Here is a 16601-nt window from a genome sequence, read left to right on the forward strand (position 1 = left end):
TACGCGTCATTTGGCCGATACCTCTCACAGATATGGAATTATGTCCTTGTAAAATCTATATTACATCAGGTGAAACGGGATAAAAAGAACTAATTTTAGTTTTTGCATTTTTGTCGATTATTGTTGTATTATGTAGAATTCATCATTAGAACAATGAATTAGGGGCTACTTTCATCCATCTGCATTCGGATTCCCAAAAACCAAACCGGTTAAACTAACCAAAAAGCCGAGGGTGGTTAGTCTAGAAAATGGTAAAAACTTTAGTGCTATTGCTTTGCGTTTGCCTACCTCACGTAGGAACTGTGCATGCTCAAACACAACCGCAAGTATCGTATCCGTGCAGTGTGGTTCTTCATGCGGTGAATGATATACCTAACGCTCAGGGTACTGCTCTGATTACGCAAGTAAGAAAAACATATGCCGAATTGCCCACAAGTCCCGTCAGAGAAAGGCAGAGTGTCGGCATTTACGCCGATTGGCTGCCCTTGCCTTCCTCGTTTGGAGATTACGACCAGTATGAAGGTTTCGCGCAGATACCTGGAGTTATCAGTTGGCGATTCAAAATGTATTTGGTTAAGGAGGACGTGCCAAGTTGGTTCGGCGGCACGCCTTGGGTCGGCAAATTTGACGAGATATCAGCCGAGCTGCCTGTTAACACGATAGTTGAAGTGCGCCTTTCTAACTCGATGACCAATCAGTTAGGACCTGCTATTTTACAAAACACCCTGCAGGCATGCCGTTAACGAGGGAGAATAAAACATAAGCCACCGAGTAGGTGGCTTAGAGTTTACACTTTCGCAGATGCATGTATAGCTGGCAGCGCTTCTCTCTATGCGGGAGTATTACCGATCGGCGTTACCGTACAGGCGGAGGATTGTGACCGATCGGCGTGCCGTTCGGGCCGCGGGACTACTAGCGCCCGGCGTTGCTGTCCGGGCCGCGGGACTACTAGCGCCCGGCGTTGCTGTCCGGGCCGTAGGATGTCATTGATCGGCGTTACCGTCCAGGCCGTAGGATTGTCACCGATCGGCGTTGTCATGCGGGCCGCGGGACTGTCATCGATCGGCGTTGCCGTCCCGCCCGCGGGATTGTCACCGGCCGGCGTTACTGTCCGGTCTGTTCAATGTCGCTCCCCGGTTTAACACATCCGCTCGATCAGAGGTCTCACCTGTGTCGAACAGGCCGCCGGGATGAAGTGTGGCCTCCGCGTAGTTCTCCATCCGGCTGGCGGGCCCGTGTTCATCTTCAGTTTGCCTAGGCGGCGTGGTGTCTGCAGCCAGTGGCGGCGAGCCGACTTCCGGGTTTGACTCCAAGTCATAGTTGCGGGCCCCGACATCTGCATTTGGGGTAACCACAGCATCCCCTATTACAGGAATATTTTCACGTCTGAGTTGTTTTTCCGGCATGACGGCCACCTCTTTCTTCTCAAGTTGCTGCTATTTTTGGTCAGTTACACCTTTTTTATACCTCACATGACGTGTTGTTATGTTCACAAGCTCATGTCTGGTCACATAGCCACCGCATCCGCTACGGCTCTGCACGATATGACATTATTTTTCGCTCGCATGACGAGGGCCTGTCATCACTGGATGGTGTCGAGCCAACGCATCGTGTGACCATGTACGAGTGAAAAAGGCAGCTCTACTGAATGATCCATTTCGAATGCCATTGCTGTAACCATTTTCTTTGGTGTAAACTAAGAGGAAAGGACAAGAAAGTAGTGGGGCACTTGAACGCAGACGGTTTGATGGCAAACATCAGGAAATTATTCGTGAATTTAACGGTACGTCGCTTTTTTATTCTCACTCTGCTTTGCGTGCTGTTGTTTAGCATCAGGGACATGTTGAATCTCGTTCTGTTAACCTTTTTGATAGCGTACATCATGAACAGTCTTCAGAAATTCGTCACCAGCAAAATTAGCAGATACATCGTCATCAACAGTAAGGTTATCATCGTACTGCTGTACTTGATTATGGTGGCGACGTTCTCTATGGGCATCATTCATTATTTTCCGCAGGTTTTTCTTCAAATCATAGAGTTAAAAGATGTTTTGGTGGGTCTTTCTCACATGCCGGAGCCGAAGGATGAGTTCTCCCGGTATGTATACCGGACGGTGAAAGATTTGAATCTGCAGGATTACGCAAAACAAGGGTTCGAATACATTTTGCGCATCAGCAATTGGGGAACCACGTTTGTGCTGGCGATCGTTCTGAGTCTGGTCTTTATTCTTGAGAAAAATAGAATTATCGCATTCACCACCAGGATGCAAGCGAGCAAGCTTTCCTGGTTCTACGAGGAGCTGCGTTACTTCGGCACCAAATTCATTAAGTCTTTCGGCAAAGTCATTGAAGCGCAATTTCTTATTGCTTTATGTAACACCGTATTTACCGTGGTTGGACTTTGGATTCTCGGCTTTCCGTACCTTTTCGCTTTATCGATCATGATCTTTCTGTTAAGTCTGGTGCCAGTGGCAGGGTTTCTGGTGTCGTTGGTACCGCTGTGTATCATCGGCTACAATATTGGCGGCTTCACGATGGTCCTCTATGTGCTGGCCATGATCGCGCTGCTGCATGTGCTGGAGGGGTACTTCTTAAACCCGAAGCTGATGTCCGCTAAAATGAACCTACCCATGTTTTACACGTTTCTGGTCCTCATTTTTGCCGAGCATTATCTAGGGGTGTGGGGTTTGATCGTCGGAATTCCGATTTTCATCTTTTTGTTGGACGTACTTGAGGTCGATACGACGGATGCCAACAATAAGCTGGTCAGCAGGTCAAGTCCATAGCATTGCATGCAGCATATGGAAGCAGTGGCATAATTACAAATGACAAGGTCAACCTATAGGGTTGGCCTTGTTTATGTTGTCCAAGCAAACGGCACGAAGCGCCGCATTTGTGCTCAGTCGCGCGGTGTACTGCGACTTCTTACTCAGACCGCGCACTCAAATCCGCCGCTCGGGGTAAAGTCTCACTGAGATAAATCCGAACATTTTATAGCCGATTATTATGAAAGTTCGGAAAATAGCTGAAAAAACGCTCAAAAACCATTGACACCGCGCATCCGCTGGAGTAATCTAGTGGAGGATTTTAATTGAATACCGTGCAATGCGAAATTCGTATATCCTCAATAACATGGTTTGAGGGTCTCTACAAGGAGCCAAAGAATCCTAACTACGAATATAGGATAAGTGTAGCTGTGTCCTATGTTCGCGGTTAGGATATTTTTATTTGGAGGCGAGGATGAATGGACAGCTTTTTTAAACTGAAAGAACGGGGCACATCGGTTTCGACGGAAATCATGGCTGGGGTTACCACATTTTTGACCATGGTTTACATCGTAATTGTGAATCCCGGGATTCTGAGCCAAGCGGGGATGGATTTTCAAGGCGTGTTCATTGCAACTGTTCTGGCAAGCATATTGGCTACGCTGATCATGGGTCTATTTTCCAATTATCCTATTGTTCTGGCGCCTGGAATGGGGTTGAACGCTTTCTTTGCTTTTAGTGTGGTGGGCGGAAGCGGCGTTTCATGGCAGACAGCGCTCGGCGCGGTATTTGTGGCGGGAGTGCTGTTTGTGCTGTTGTCTCTCACGTCATTCCGCTACATGCTGTTGGATGCGATTCCTACGAGTTTGAAACACGCCATAACCGCGGGGATCGGACTGTTTATCACGTTTATCGGGCTGCAAAATGCAAAGATTATCGTGGATTCTCCGGCTACGCTGCTGACGCTCGGCAATTTGCGGGAACCAATGACCCTGCTGACGATTGTCGGCCTGGCGATTTCTCTTATTCTGATGGCCTATCAGGTAAGGGGCTTTCTGTTTGTCGGAATGCTTATTACCGCCGTTATTGCGTGGTGTGCGGGTATGCTTCATTTTCCAGACAGCTTCGTGGCGCTGCCCGGTGGTCTTTCCACCACTGCGTTGCAGTTAGATATTGGCGGCGTCTTCACGAATGGTTTGTATGCGGTTGTGTTCACGTTTTTACTCATCACGTTGTTCGATACGACGGGAACGATGCTCGGGGTAGCCGAGCAGGCAGGACTATTGAAAGATAATAAATTCCAGCGTGCACGCGGAGCGCTTATGGCAGACGCGGTTGGGACCACGGTTGGCGCTGCTCTAGGCACAAGCCCGACATCCGCGTATATCGAGTCGAGCGCAGGTGTAGCCGAGGGCGGACGGACCGGTCTGACCGCAGTAACTACAGCCGTGCTGCTGAGCTTGACGCTGTTTTTCTCACCGACGGTGGCTGTGCTTGCGAATATTCCGGCGATCACAGCGCCTGCACTCATTATAGTTGGTTTTCTCATGATGAATGTGCTGCGCAAGATTGATTGGCAGGATCTTGAAGAGGCTTTTCCCGCATTTCTGATCGTGGTGCTTATGCCGCTGACATATAGTATCGCGACGGGCATTGGCATCGGATTCATCGTATATCCGATCTTGAAGTTAGTTCGCGGTAAGAGGAAAGATGTGCATCCTATTTTTTATGTGTTTGCGGTGCTGTTCTTTGTTCAGATTGTGTTCTTTAGTCACTAAGGCTGGCCGGACGGCACAGGTGAGTGCAGGGGAGGCAAGGGCCACTGCCTAAAAAAATAGCTTTGTGGCAACGTTATGGAGGGAAGGGAAATAGCTATGGGGCTCCAATCGCTGTTGCAATCTTATTCCTTAATCTTTATATGTCAGTAGTGGGAATAAGATTGCAAAGGCGACCACTGGTGCTTTTCCACCCCATACCCATTTCCGTTGTGAACCGGATGAGCTGCCGTCTGCGGTTTGGTCTTTTGTCCAGCCGCTAGACAACGTGTATCTCCCGAACGGCGATCTCTGACGACGCAAGCTTGGCCAATGGCCAAGCTTTTTTTATATCCCCCGATGTTCCCGTTAAACCTCTGTCATTCCGTGGTCCGTGACGATGCAAAAAATACAGCCCATGGATACTAATTTGTCCCAGATTCTCGTATACATGTCATTTGGTATGTAGATGGTGACTGCGGCTGTTGCCGCCGGGATGCAGATTTAGTAAGCAAGTCCATTCAAAATTGAAAAACATGGGAGGTAGACACGCATGGCTGAGTTTAACGGATTGGAAATGAACTTGGGGAACTTGTCTCTCTTGTCCAATGCTAAAACCCGCTCGATTAGCGCAGAGAACTTCAACGGGGACAAGGGAAAAGGCGGCATGGCTGCGGAAGGCACCGGCGCGCATTGTGCACGCGATCTAGGTGTCGGATGGAAAGTTTCGCCCAGTGTGAGCATCAAGCCGGGTGAGGTGTTCACACTTGCCGACATCCAGGGGCCGGGGGCGGTGCAAAGCATGTGGATCACCGGTTATGTGGGCCGTGATTTTATACTTCGCATGTACTGGGACGGCAACGAAAATCCAGCGGTGGAATGTCCTTTGGCGGACTTCTTCGCCAGCGGTTGGATGCAATCCAGTGAACTCAGCCATTTTGGCGGGCCGCACGGTCAAATCAGCTCCCTGCCGGTCGCCGTGAATCCAAACAAGGGGCTCAACTGCTTCTGGGTCATGCCGTTTAGGAAGCACTGCCGCATTACACTGGAAAATCTGCATCCCGCGAAGGAACGGATTTGCTACTACCAGATCAACTACACCTTAACCGATGTGCCTCACAATGCGGCTTATTTCCACGCCCAATTCCGGAGGTCCAATCCGCTGCCGCATTTGCAGGACCATGTCATTGTGGATGGAGTGAAAGGCAGAGGTCATTATGTAGGCACGGCGCTGGTTGTCGGCTTGAACGGGGCAAACAACTGGTGGGGTGAGGGGGAAATCAAGTTTTTCATGGATGGGGATACCGATTATCCAACGATTTGCGGCACAGGGACCGAAGATTATTTCGGTGGTGCGTACGACTGGGATGTCGAAGGCAAATATACTACATACACCACACCGTTTCTTGGCATGCACCAAGTGATACAGCCGGACGGGCATTATATTTCCCAACAGCGCTTCGCCATGTATCGGTGGCATGTAATGGATCCGATCCGGTTCGAGCAGGATTTCAAGGTAACGATTCAGGATTTGGGCTGGCGAAGCGAAAAAGGCCCTGACCGGCGATACCTGGCGCGTCAGGATGACATCGCCAGCGTTGCGTATTGGTATCAGGTGGCGCCGGCCGCGCCTTTCCCGCCGCTGCCAGATCGAGATGGTTTGGAGATCATATAAAGAGGAGAGAGATCACCTGACAACGCTGGAACCGCCAGGTTTGAGACAATAGCAGCTCTGCTTGGGGCATGATTAGCTGTGGGAGAAGGGAATGGACATGGGCATCCCACCATTCCGTCTCCTCGCAACACCACTCCCTCGCTCCCTCTGCCGTAACGGCGGAAGGGAGGCGAAGGGGTAACGTCGCAACAGGCAATCAGTTCTGTCAGACCAGTCTGACAAATATAATAAAAGCAGATGGACGCGTCCGGCAGCATGACTCTGGGTTGGGTGGAGGCGGCGAAGCAAGTGTCGCAGCCAGTTTTCGGGAGTTTTTGTAAGCGCTTCCTATCGCGGGCATGGAAGGGGGCTACAAGCGCTGAGCATAACATGAAGCTGCATATCAAAATCTCTGCGAATAGATGATGCACCTGACTGGCTGGCGGTAGCGCACTGTTCCACACCGCTGTTGAAGCATCTGGCCAAACATGCCATTGGCACAACGCTAACCACACAATTGAGGAGGTATTGGCGATGGAAACGCAAAAACAGGCTCAAATCGACAATACAGGGTCCCTTCTGCAAAAAATGATTACCGCGATGCGACTTTATGGCCCAGGCATCGTGCTGGTGCTGACGATGATGGGCGCTGGTGATCTCATCACCTCGTCAGTGTCCGGGGCCAACTACGGCTACAGCCTAATGTGGCTGCTTGCCGGGTCTTTGCTGATACGCTACGTAATCGTAAACGTCATGGCCCGATTCCAGCTTTTCAACACCAGCGGCATGACGATTTTACAAGGATATGCCAAAATACACAAGGTATTTCCTTACTTTTTCGCGGTTGCGGCGTTTGTTTGCGGGCATCTCATTGTCGCAGTGATGATCAAGGGATCCGGTGAAACGTTAAGTGTAATGTTTAACTTTGGGTCTCCTTTCCTTTGGTCTGTTGTTGTACTGCTGGTCAGCTTTTTCATTCTCGGGCGTGATGTATACAACAAGCTTGAGATCGTGATGAAAGTGCTGCTCGCCGTACTGACATTGTCATTCCTCGGATTGGCGGTCTATTCCGTTCCCGATGTCGGGGCAATGCTGATCGGCACCATTGGTTTCGGCATGCCGGAGAACACAGGGGCGTACGGTACATTGTTGGTCGGCATCTCACTGGTTGGAGCGGTGGCCGGTTCTATGACGAATCTGATCTACCCTTATTTCTTGCAGGATAAAGGATGGGTGACTCCATCCCATAAAAGGATTCAACGGAATGACTTGCTTTTCAGTTTTTCCGTAGCTATTGTTATTAACCTTTCGGTTTGGGTGGTCGGTGCGGAAATACTGCGGCCCAACGGCATTCAGGTGGAGACGATCGACGATATATCCAAGGCATTATCTATTCATCTTGGCGCATTCGGTGCGTGGGTGTTCTATCTAGGGGTGTTCGGCATCCTGTACAGCACCGTCATCGGTACCGCTAACGGCTACGCAAAAGTCATCACAGACTGCATTTACAAAATAAAGGATCTGAGCTTCGATAAGAATCATAAGATAGAAGATGATAAAATTTTCAAGTGGTTCAGCTTACTGCTGTTGGTTACCCCGATCATTTGGTCGATACCGGGAGCGACCGGCTTCGTCGCGCTGACAATTTTCGTGAACGCGTTGAACGTGGTGGGTTTACCCGCGATTGCGATCGGGTTGTTAATCATTTCGAATAAAAGGAGTTACTTGGGCAGCTACACAAACAACTGGTTTGAGAATGCAGTTCTGGCGCTGACGACCATCTTAACCATTTGGTCCGCTTACGAGCTTCTGATTGGATTTTTTAGTTAAGACTGCCTGCATAGCGCAAGCAAAGAGAAGGCATACGACCGCGGAGAGCGCACAGTGTGCCTTTTTCTCTCATCAGTGTGCGTTCTGGTTTATAAACACAAGCGTTGCATCTGGTAAGTGTTAGGGGGGAAGCATCTGCATGTTAAAAACGTAGTTTTGTCACCAGCCGTACTGGCGTTTCTCCTGGGGCAGAAGTATTTTATTCAAGGCATAGCGATGACGGGGTTAAAGGGATAACTAAGTGGGAGGGGAACAAAATCATGCCGAATGCACAGCAATGCAATGAGGAACTTGCCAGACACATTATCACGGAGATTCGCCTGAAAAGGTTACGCAACCGGTATCCGCGATTATATGGTAAAAACGCGAGGCTTCCGGAACACGCCTACGGGAGCGAGTTTATGATCTACGAAGTCACGACCAGCCAGGGAGCTGTCGGATGGGGGATGCATCGCCACCGCATGCCGGGCGGGGTGCATATTATAAAAGGTACCACTTTCCCGGCCACGGATCATTTGATCGGGAAAGCGTTGGCTGAGCTGTTTGACCCTGCGGTTGGGGTTATCGCTGACGAGGCAATAGCGCTGGATTTCGCACTGCACGATCTGGCAGGGAGAGTGCTCGGCGTTCCAGTGTATGAAATGATGGGCAGTGGCGGACAGTTATCCGTTCCATGCTACGATGGTGCCATTTATATGAATGATATCAGTCCTGGCCAGGTGGATCGGGGCGTGGGCATTATCCTGGATGACTGCCAACAAGATTACGATATGGGTTATCGAGCGTTCAAGGTGAAAATAGGTCGCGGCAACATGTGGATGCCGCTGGAGGAGGGGATACGGCGGGATATTGAGGTGACCACCGCAATCCGCAAGCATTTCCCGGATTGTGATATCTTGGTGGACGCCAACGACGGTTACTCCGTTGACGATTTTCTACGGTACTTCAACGCGGTGGCGGACTGCGGTTTGTATTGGATCGAGGAGCCTTTTAGAGAGAACCGCGAGGATTTGCTGCGATTGAAGGAACAGATAACAAAAAGAAGTCCTAGCACCAAAATTGCCGATGGAGAAGCCAGACCTGATGTGCAGCAGCTGTTTGCACTGGCCGGGGAACGACTGGTTGATGTGCTGCTGATGGATATCGATTATTACGGATTCACCGAATGGCGCCGGCTCATGCCGCGGGTGATCGATTCCGGTGTACAAATTTCTCCGCACAATTGGGGATTGAAGCTGAAAACCCATTACACGGCTCAGTTCGCCGCGGGTACAGCGGGTGTGCTGACCATCGAAGGCGTACCGGACGAAACTGAAGGTGTCGATTTCAGCGGTTACCGCCTGCAGGACGGACTGCTGCATATTCCATCAGCGCCCGGATTTGGGATGGACCTCCACTGGGCTTTGGAGCTCAAGCCGTTGGATTAAGGAGCGCCGTGGTATCGGGGACAAGCCTTCACCGTTCCGCGGCGAAGGTTCTTTCTATTGTATGCCGACAATTACCTGCTTTGATGCACCAATCTGTGACCGGCTTCACTTTACAATTTGTAGTCGGAGATCTCTCCCAGCTCCCATAGGCCCAGCTTGCCTTTTGCGGGTATGAACTGCTCCAACATCTCGACATCCCGTACCCTCCAAGCAAAGCGGCCGACGCCAAAGTTGCCCAACATAAATTCATTACCGCTCACGACACTCCCGTCGTCCAATGTGGCTGACGTGCCGTGGTTGTCGATCACCTTATTGCAATCGACAAGCCGACAGGTGGCGATGACGAATCCGGTGGGCAAATTTTGCGCGGTGTAGCCATGCTTCGCCAGCAGAGAACGGACCGGTTCGTATTTACACACGGCTTTGTCCATAGTTTGGCTGGAGTGGATACCCAGTTGGCCCCTATACTTCGTGCGCCACGACCTGGTTTCGTATTGCTTTTCACCCAGAGCGACCAGTGTTGCCCAGGGCTGTCTGATCGATATCGCTTTCATTGCACAGTGCCTCCCCCTATCAAAAGTAGTGCCTGCTAACCGGCAGTCGCATACATCACCAGCATCCATAATATGTCACACAATCACCAAGATAACTCTGCAATCGTCCGGCGCATCTCGCCGAACGCTTCCTCGAACTGTCTATGCCGATGTCCGTTGGCACCCGACGGATGCGGGAATCCCCACAGGCATCGGCGCTCTTGGATCACTCCTGCCGCTGCCAGCAGGCGCAGTATATCCTGCACCGCCCTGCCCAGTGGGATGAGCAGCGGGTGCTTGATCTGCGTGAGTTCATCAGTCATCTCCGCCACCGCCCAATTCTTCAAAAAAGGGACGGCCTGCAGCGCCGGACTATGGCCGTTGTAGTTCCTGCCCGACACGAAAACGGGGTATCCCAGAATGGCTGTTGAATACAAAAGATGATCGGCATCGTCGAACAATTCTGCACAATCGCAGATACCGAGCCGGGCATGCAAGCCGAGCTTGTTAAGCATGGTCACAATGTTGGCCCTTGTCGGTCCGACGAACTGTGAGGCCATTTTTACCCGCTTACCGATCTCGTCTAAAGCAAGTCCCTCTTCCAGCCCGGCTCTCGCTGTGCGATATGCGAGCTCCATCTCATGCCAGCCCGGTGTAATTCCGATCAGCACGACCTTCGCGTCCGAATTCACATACTCATTATGGGGAGCGTAATACATCTCGATCGTGCCTTCGCGGCGCAGGAGAAATTGCTCGGTGAGTAATTGTTCCTTGGTATACGGCTGTCCGACGGGTAGTTCCATGATCGCCGGCGCGTATTGCAGGAAGAGGTTTGTGGCGCGCATAAGTGATCCTTCCTTGCATCGTATATGGAACTATAATAGGCAAAAATCAACGTTGAAATACACATGCTCGAAGCGCGATTGTGGCACCGGCAACAACGCATCCCGAATACACGGGTGATCGCGGTTGTATTGCCGGAAAGGGAACTGGGGGAACCGATAAGAGGCGACAGTTTTTTTCCTTTTTTGGTTTTTTTTCGCGAATGAACGTAGATATCGTGTATAATTTGTGTAACAACTCCAGGGGGATACATGGATGCTTTTCGAGCTAATCATCTACATCAGCCTGCTTCTATCATTGCTATTTCTCATCTCACGATATGTTCTCAACCGCAAGCAGCCATTAAATCGTCAGTCTCCTACGTCGATCAAACTATTGATGGGTTTTTTTTACGGGTTAATCGGCGTTTGCTTGATGTATGTGCATGAAGCGGTAAAGGGTGATACGGCGGATCTGCGCCAAATTGTCATTCTGCTCGCCCTGTTTTACGGTGGATGGATTCCAACGGTGATCGCCAGTTTGCTGCTAATTGTATACCGCGTGATTTTAAGTGATGGGAATACCTTACTTTCGGTATCTATTTTCATCATGAGTCTAATGAGTACGGTCGCAATCGCAAGCATCGTTATGAGATCGCAAATGCCACGACCCCGGCAGTGGAACCTGATCGCCGCGGCGGCAGCGGTTGAAATTTATATATTTTTGTGGCTGCGGGGCGATTATTCGAGCTTTTTTGACACGGATCTGCTGCATTTCGCCGGCGCATTCATACTCGGCTGTGTGTTGTCCTATCATTTTATTGAATCATTGTGGAATTCCTACGAGGTGGTGGAAGAACTGCGCCAGTCCAAAGAATATCTGCAGCAGAGCGAAGCCAATTATCGTCTGATCGCAGAGCATTCGTCCGATTTGATCGGAGTGTTTGATGTCAACGGGAATGCATTATATCTTTCCCCGTCCTTTCTCCCGCTGATTGGTTTGCGTACCGAGGAATACATAGGGAGAACCCTGGTGGATTTGATACATCCTGACGACCGTGATCAAGTGATTCAGTGCCGTACGCAATCGCTGCAGGCGAACAAGCCCGGCCGGATCGAGTACCGTTATCGTCACGCCGACGGTCACTGGGTATGGATTGAATCACATTACATGCCTGTTGCCGGAGACTCAGGCCGCGCAGAGAAGGTTATTCTCATCAGCCGTGATGTTACGGAAAGAAAGCAGGCGGAGGAGATCATCCGGGACGCGGAGAAGCTATCGGTCGTCGGCGAACTGGCCGCCGGGATCGCTCATGAAATCCGGAATCCGTTGACGACGCTGAAGGGCTTTGTTCAGCTCATGCGCAAAGGCACGTCCGACAGCTACTATTTGGAAGTCATGCATGAGGAACTGAATCGGATCGAATCCATCACCAGCGAGCTATTATATTTAGCGAAGCCGCAAGTGCTAGACATAAAACAAACGAACGTGAATGCTATGCTGGAGCAAGTGATCACCCTGCTGCAGCCTGAATGCTTACTGCACAGCATCGTGTTAACCAGGGCATGGGCAAACAGCCTCCCGCCGTTGTCGTGCGTGGAAAACCGTCTCAAGCAAGTTTTTATCAATCTGCTGAAGAATGCGATAGAGGCGATGCCTGGTGGCGGAGAGATTGTGATAGCAACCAAGCATGGAGAAGAGGGTGCAATGATAGTCTCAATCCGAGACGAGGGTCCGGGCATCCCGAAAGAGCGCATCGAAAAGCTGGGCCAACCCTTCTACAGCTTGAAAGAGAAGGGCACCGGACTGGGGCTCACGATATGCAAGCAGATTGTCCAAGAGCACAACGGCAGTATGATATTCAACAGTGAGTTAGGTGTCGGAACGACCGTGGAGGTGCGGCTGCCTGTTGTACATTCCGCGGCGATTCTCAGTTCCTGAGCTTACGCAGCGCATCCAAAGTTTACACTGCCTTTACGTGCACAATACACCGGCTTAATGCAGCTTTGTTACGATCGACTGCGGGAATATTGTCAGGCTCATCGCCGATAAATGGCGTGTGAACAATTTGTAGAAGGGTGATGCTTACATGAACAACCGGATCAAACTCTCCTCGCTAAACAAGATTTTATCTGCGGCAGTTGTTATCAGCCTGCTGTCCGCGCCTGTGCTGTCGAACCCGGTTTCAGCAAAAGGGAAGTTCGGCTCTTCCGAAGTAAAGCTTCGTATTATGGAAACCACCGACATCCATTCAAATCTTTTGAACTATGACTACTATAAGAACCAGCCCGCTGAAAAGCTCGGATTATCCAAGACCGCCTCACTCGTCAAGCAGGCGCGCAGCGAGGCCGCCAACAGTGTGCTGGTCGACAACGGCGATTTAATCCAAGGCACCCCTCTCGGCACATACAAAGCGAAGATCGATCCGCTGCAGGAAGGGGAAGTGCATCCTGCGATTCAGGCGATGAATCTCATGGGATATGACATGGCCACTCTGGGCAACCACGAATTCAACTATGGTTTGGATTTTCTGGATGAAGTGTATGATGATGCGAAATTCCCATTTATCAATGCGAACGTATATGTAGATGATCAAGACAAAAATCCTTGGAACGACCGCACCAAGTATACCCCATACAAGATCGTGAACAAAAAAGTGGTAGACGAAAACGGCCGTACGCAACACATCAAAGTTGGGTTCATTGGCTTTGTGCCGCCACAGATTAATGAGTGGGACAAGGCGCATTTGGACGGCAAAGTCATTACCAAAAACATCGTGTCCACAGCAAAACGATTCATTCCCGAAATGAAGCTGAAAGGTGCGGATATCATCATCGCGATGGCCCACTCCGGCTTCAGCGCCAGCGATGAGAGCACGGAAGACACAGTGTATCAACTGAGCAAGGTGTGGGGTATTGACGCGATCACCTTCTCACATACCCACAAAGTATTTCCCGCCAAGAGTGAGGGGGCCCTCGATGGATTATTTTTAGGCCCCGACAAGAAGCCCTTGCCTGGCGTAGACAATGCAAAAGGCACGATCAACGGGGTGGCGGCAGTACAGGCAGGATATGGCGGCGGCTCGTTAGGCCTGATTGATTTGACTCTTGAAAAAAGTCTATGGAACTGGCGCGTTACCGACTCGCAATCCTCGACACGCGAGACATGGACGACCCATCCGCTGGACGCTAAAAAAAACATCAGCACAGTCGAGCCTGATCCAGCGATCGTTGAGGCCGTAAAAGCCGAACATGATGGAACCGTCGCCTACGTCAACACGCCCATTGGCACAACAACTGATGATATTCACAGTTATTTTGCGTTGGTGCAGGATGACCCGGCCATTCAAGTGGTGACTAACGCACAGAAATGGTATGTAGAACAATATTTAGCAGCCAATAAGCCGGAATACAAAGATCTGCCGATCCTCTCTGTCGGCGCCCCTTTCAAGGCAGGACGGAACGGGGTGGATGAATACACGGAAATCAAAAAAGGTGACTTGACGATTCGCAGCGCGGGGGATTTATATCTCTACGACAATACGTTAAAAGCGGTGAAGGTGAAAGGCTCCGTTGTGAAAGAATGGCTGGAGATGTCCGCGGGCAAGTTTAATCAGATCGATGTGAACCAGAGCCAGGAACAGCCATTATTGAATCCGGATTTTCAGGTGTATAACTTCGATGTCATTGACGGAGTGAAATACCAAATCGACGTAACCAAACCCGCAAAATACGATCCGGCGGGCAAGTTGGTCAACGCGGAAAGCAGCCGGATATTGAACTTGACCTATCAGGATCAGCCAGTCGATCCAAATCAAGACTTTATAGTGGTGACGAATAATTACCGTGCCGGCGGAGGCGGTAATTTCCCCGGCGTCAAAGGCAGCGAACTGGTAGTTGATTCGGCAGACGAAAACCGCCAAATTCTGATGGATTACATCTCTGAAGTAAAGGAAGTGGTGCCCACTGCTGACCGCAACTGGTCTGTCGCTCCGATCGAACAGAACGTAAATGTTACGTTTACCACATCGCCTAAAGCAGCGGCGTACATTGCTGAAGGCAGCAGGATCACGTATACGGAGAAGATGGATGACAAGGGATTCGCTATTTTCAAGTTGAATATGGGCGGGACGGCAGGGGGACCGCAGCCTCAACCAGAGCCGCAACCGGAGCCCCAGCCAGATCCGAATGTAAAAGTGCAGTTGTTGGGCTTAAACGATCTGCACGGACAGCTGGATACGGACACGAAGTTAGGCGCCGACTTGGCGGGGAGCATGGAGTATACGGCCGCTGCGATGAAACAGCGTGAAGCGGAAAATCCGAACACCTTGCTGGTGCACGCCGGCGACATGATCGGTGGCAGCCCCTTGATCTCCGCTTTGTTCCAAGACGAACCGACTGTGGAGGTCATGGAGGCGATGGGCTTCGATGTAGGTACGCTCGGCAATCATGAGTTCGATGAAGGTATTGCTGAACTCAAGCGGATGCTGCACGGCGGACAGCACCCTAAGGGCACGCAAGGCTATGACGGTATGAATTTCCCCGTGGTTGCTGCTAACGCTTATGACACTGCGACAGGCGAGCTGATCACTGAACCCTACGCAGTGAAAGATGCGGGCGGCAAGAAGATCGGATTTATCGGGGTGGTCACTCAAGAGACGCCGAACATGATCGTGAGAAAAGGAAATGAAACGCTGCAAATCAGGGATGAAGTAGAGGCAATCAACAGATACGCCTCAGAACTGAAAAGCCAGGGAGTCGAGGCGATTGTTGTTCTCGCCCATAATCCGGCTACACAATCGGGGAAGACCGAGTCGAACGATGCTGCCGATATCGCGCAGCGAGTGGATGACGAGGTCGACGTGATTTTTGCAGCCCATAACCATGTCAAAGTGGATAAAGAAGTTGACAACAAGCTGATTGTGCAAGCCTACTCATACGGTTCCGCGTTCTCAGATGTGGATCTGGAACTCGATCCGGTTACAGGCGAAATCGTGAAGAAGGATGCGGAAATCGTAACTGTGTATCAAAAAAATCATACTCCCGATCCAGCCGTAGCTGCGGTCATGAAAAAGTATCAGGATCTGGTGGCACCTATCAAGGCGGAGGTCGTAGGTGCATCCACCTCACCGCTCAAGAAGGGCTATCCGTCCATAGCAGGGGAGTTCGGTGACGTCGCGCTTGGCAATTTGATCGCTGATGGCATGAAAGCCGCTATGGGTGCTGACTTCGCGCTCATGAACGGCGGCGGCGTTCGTGCGGATCTGCCCGCCGGCAGCATCACATACGGAGACTTATTCGCTGTACAGCCGTTTGGCAATGTGCTGAACAAAGTGAAGCTGAGCGGTGCCGATCTGGAGACGGTGCTGAACAACCAGATCACCGGAGGGCTGGATTTCCATGTGGCGGGCTTCAAATACACTTACACGTATGACGATGCCACAAAAGCAGGCAAAGTGGTTGACATCTTTTTGCCGGATGGAAGCAGGATCGATAAGGAACAGGAGTATACAGTCGTAGTCAATAATTATATGACGGGCAACCAAAAGTACGCCATAGGTGAACTGGGCACCGACATCGAGGTCGGTTCCGAAGATTTGACGGCAACTGTGGATTACGTGAGATCACTTCCTAAGCCTTTTGAATATCAGCCGGAAGGCCGAATTCAGAAGGTAGCGGCGCCGGTGGCAGCGCCGGTTCCTGCGCCGGCTGCTGCGCCGGCTGCAGCATAGCAACGTGCTTCGACGCCTGAACCAAAAAATCCCCTGCACGCCGAGAACTAATTGTTGTCTGCGTGCAGGGGATTTGCTTTTCACTG

Annotated in this window: 11 protein-coding genes and 1 riboswitch; of the genes, 8 read left to right on the plus strand and 3 right to left on the minus strand. The window is 50.8% G+C overall.

The annotated features are described in order from the left end of the window. Positions 1-248: 248 nt before the first annotated feature. Complete coding sequence (locus CBW46_RS15980; protein ID WP_089201005.1) at positions 249-743, plus strand: YoqH family protein; 495 nt, start codon at positions 249-251, stop codon at positions 741-743. A gap of 348 nt (positions 744-1091) precedes the next feature. Here the strand turns inward: CBW46_RS15980 and CBW46_RS15985 are convergent, their stop codons facing one another. Then, positions 1092-1406, minus strand: a complete 315-nt coding sequence (locus CBW46_RS15985; protein ID WP_089201006.1) for a hypothetical protein — start codon at positions 1404-1406, stop codon at positions 1092-1094. A gap of 365 nt (positions 1407-1771) precedes the next feature. On the opposite strand from CBW46_RS15985, the gene CBW46_RS15990 reads away from it, so the two are divergent. The 5 genes from CBW46_RS15990 (at position 1772) to CBW46_RS16015 (ending at position 9429) form a co-directional block, all read left to right on the plus strand. Further along, the gene (locus CBW46_RS15990) at positions 1772-2785 is read left to right on the plus strand and encodes an AI-2E family transporter (RefSeq protein ID WP_243633348.1); all 1014 of its coding nucleotides are present in this window, start codon (positions 1772-1774) and stop codon (positions 2783-2785) included. Between the two features lie 308 nt (positions 2786-3093). Beyond that, positions 3094-3193, plus strand: a riboswitch (purine riboswitch). A gap of 50 nt (positions 3194-3243) precedes the next feature. After that, positions 3244-4542, plus strand: a complete 1299-nt coding sequence (locus tag CBW46_RS15995) for an NCS2 family permease (protein WP_089201007.1) — start codon at positions 3244-3246, stop codon at positions 4540-4542. Positions 4543-5071: 529 nt separating this feature from the next. Further along, positions 5072-6193 (plus strand): glycoside hydrolase family 172 protein, encoded by a 1122-nt coding sequence (locus tag CBW46_RS16000; RefSeq protein WP_089201008.1) that lies wholly within the window; start codon positions 5072-5074, stop codon positions 6191-6193. Positions 6194-6706: 513 nt separating this feature from the next. Continuing rightward, positions 6707-8002, plus strand: a complete 1296-nt coding sequence (locus tag CBW46_RS16005) for an Nramp family divalent metal transporter (RefSeq protein ID WP_089201009.1) — start codon at positions 6707-6709, stop codon at positions 8000-8002. A 260-nt stretch (positions 8003-8262) separates the two neighbouring features. Further along, the gene (locus CBW46_RS16015) at positions 8263-9429 is read left to right on the plus strand and encodes a mandelate racemase/muconate lactonizing enzyme family protein (RefSeq protein WP_089201010.1); all 1167 of its coding nucleotides are present in this window, start codon (positions 8263-8265) and stop codon (positions 9427-9429) included. A gap of 110 nt (positions 9430-9539) precedes the next feature. On the opposite strand, the gene CBW46_RS16020 is transcribed toward CBW46_RS16015, so the two are convergent. Then, on the minus strand, positions 9540-9983 hold the full coding sequence (locus CBW46_RS16020) for an ASCH domain-containing protein (protein ID WP_089201011.1): 444 nt from the start codon (positions 9981-9983) through the stop codon (positions 9540-9542). An 83-nt stretch (positions 9984-10066) separates the two neighbouring features. After that, complete coding sequence (locus tag CBW46_RS16025; protein ID WP_089201012.1) at positions 10067-10807, minus strand: uracil-DNA glycosylase family protein; 741 nt, start codon at positions 10805-10807, stop codon at positions 10067-10069. 253 nt (positions 10808-11060) lie between these two features. Between CBW46_RS16025 and CBW46_RS16030 the strand changes: the two genes are divergently transcribed. Beyond that, a complete protein-coding gene (locus CBW46_RS16030; RefSeq protein WP_089201013.1) occupies positions 11061-12725 on the plus strand; it encodes an ATP-binding protein in 1665 nt (554 codons plus the stop codon). A gap of 148 nt (positions 12726-12873) precedes the next feature. Continuing rightward, a complete protein-coding gene (locus tag CBW46_RS16035) occupies positions 12874-16515 on the plus strand; it encodes a bifunctional 2',3'-cyclic-nucleotide 2'-phosphodiesterase/3'-nucleotidase (protein ID WP_089201014.1) in 3642 nt (1213 codons plus the stop codon). The last annotated feature ends 86 nt before the right edge of the window (positions 16516-16601 follow it).

The organism is Paenibacillus xerothermodurans, assembly GCF_002220865.2.
Lineage (GTDB): Bacteria > Bacillota > Bacilli > Paenibacillales > NBRC-103111 > Paenibacillus_S > Paenibacillus_S xerothermodurans.

Coding starts and splice junctions, on each gene's coding strand:
- CBW46_RS16035 (WP_089201014.1), top strand. CDS start 12,874: ATGAACAACCGGATCAAACTCTCCTCGCTAAACAAGATTTTATCTGCG.
- CBW46_RS16030 (WP_089201013.1), top strand. CDS start 11,061: ATGCTTTTCGAGCTAATCATCTACATCAGCCTGCTTCTATCATTGCTA.
- CBW46_RS16020 (WP_089201011.1), bottom strand. CDS start 9,983: ATGAAAGCGATATCGATCAGACAGCCCTGGGCAACACTGGTCGCTCTG.
- CBW46_RS16005 (WP_089201009.1), top strand. CDS start 6,707: ATGGAAACGCAAAAACAGGCTCAAATCGACAATACAGGGTCCCTTCTG.
- CBW46_RS16025 (WP_089201012.1), bottom strand. CDS start 10,807: ATGCGCGCCACAAACCTCTTCCTGCAATACGCGCCGGCGATCATGGAA.
- CBW46_RS16000 (WP_089201008.1), top strand. CDS start 5,072: ATGGCTGAGTTTAACGGATTGGAAATGAACTTGGGGAACTTGTCTCTC.
- CBW46_RS16015 (WP_089201010.1), top strand. CDS start 8,263: ATGCCGAATGCACAGCAATGCAATGAGGAACTTGCCAGACACATTATC.
- CBW46_RS15995 (WP_089201007.1), top strand. CDS start 3,244: ATGGACAGCTTTTTTAAACTGAAAGAACGGGGCACATCGGTTTCGACG.
- CBW46_RS15980 (WP_089201005.1), top strand. CDS start 249: ATGGTAAAAACTTTAGTGCTATTGCTTTGCGTTTGCCTACCTCACGTA.
- CBW46_RS15985 (WP_089201006.1), bottom strand. CDS start 1,406: ATGCCGGAAAAACAACTCAGACGTGAAAATATTCCTGTAATAGGGGAT.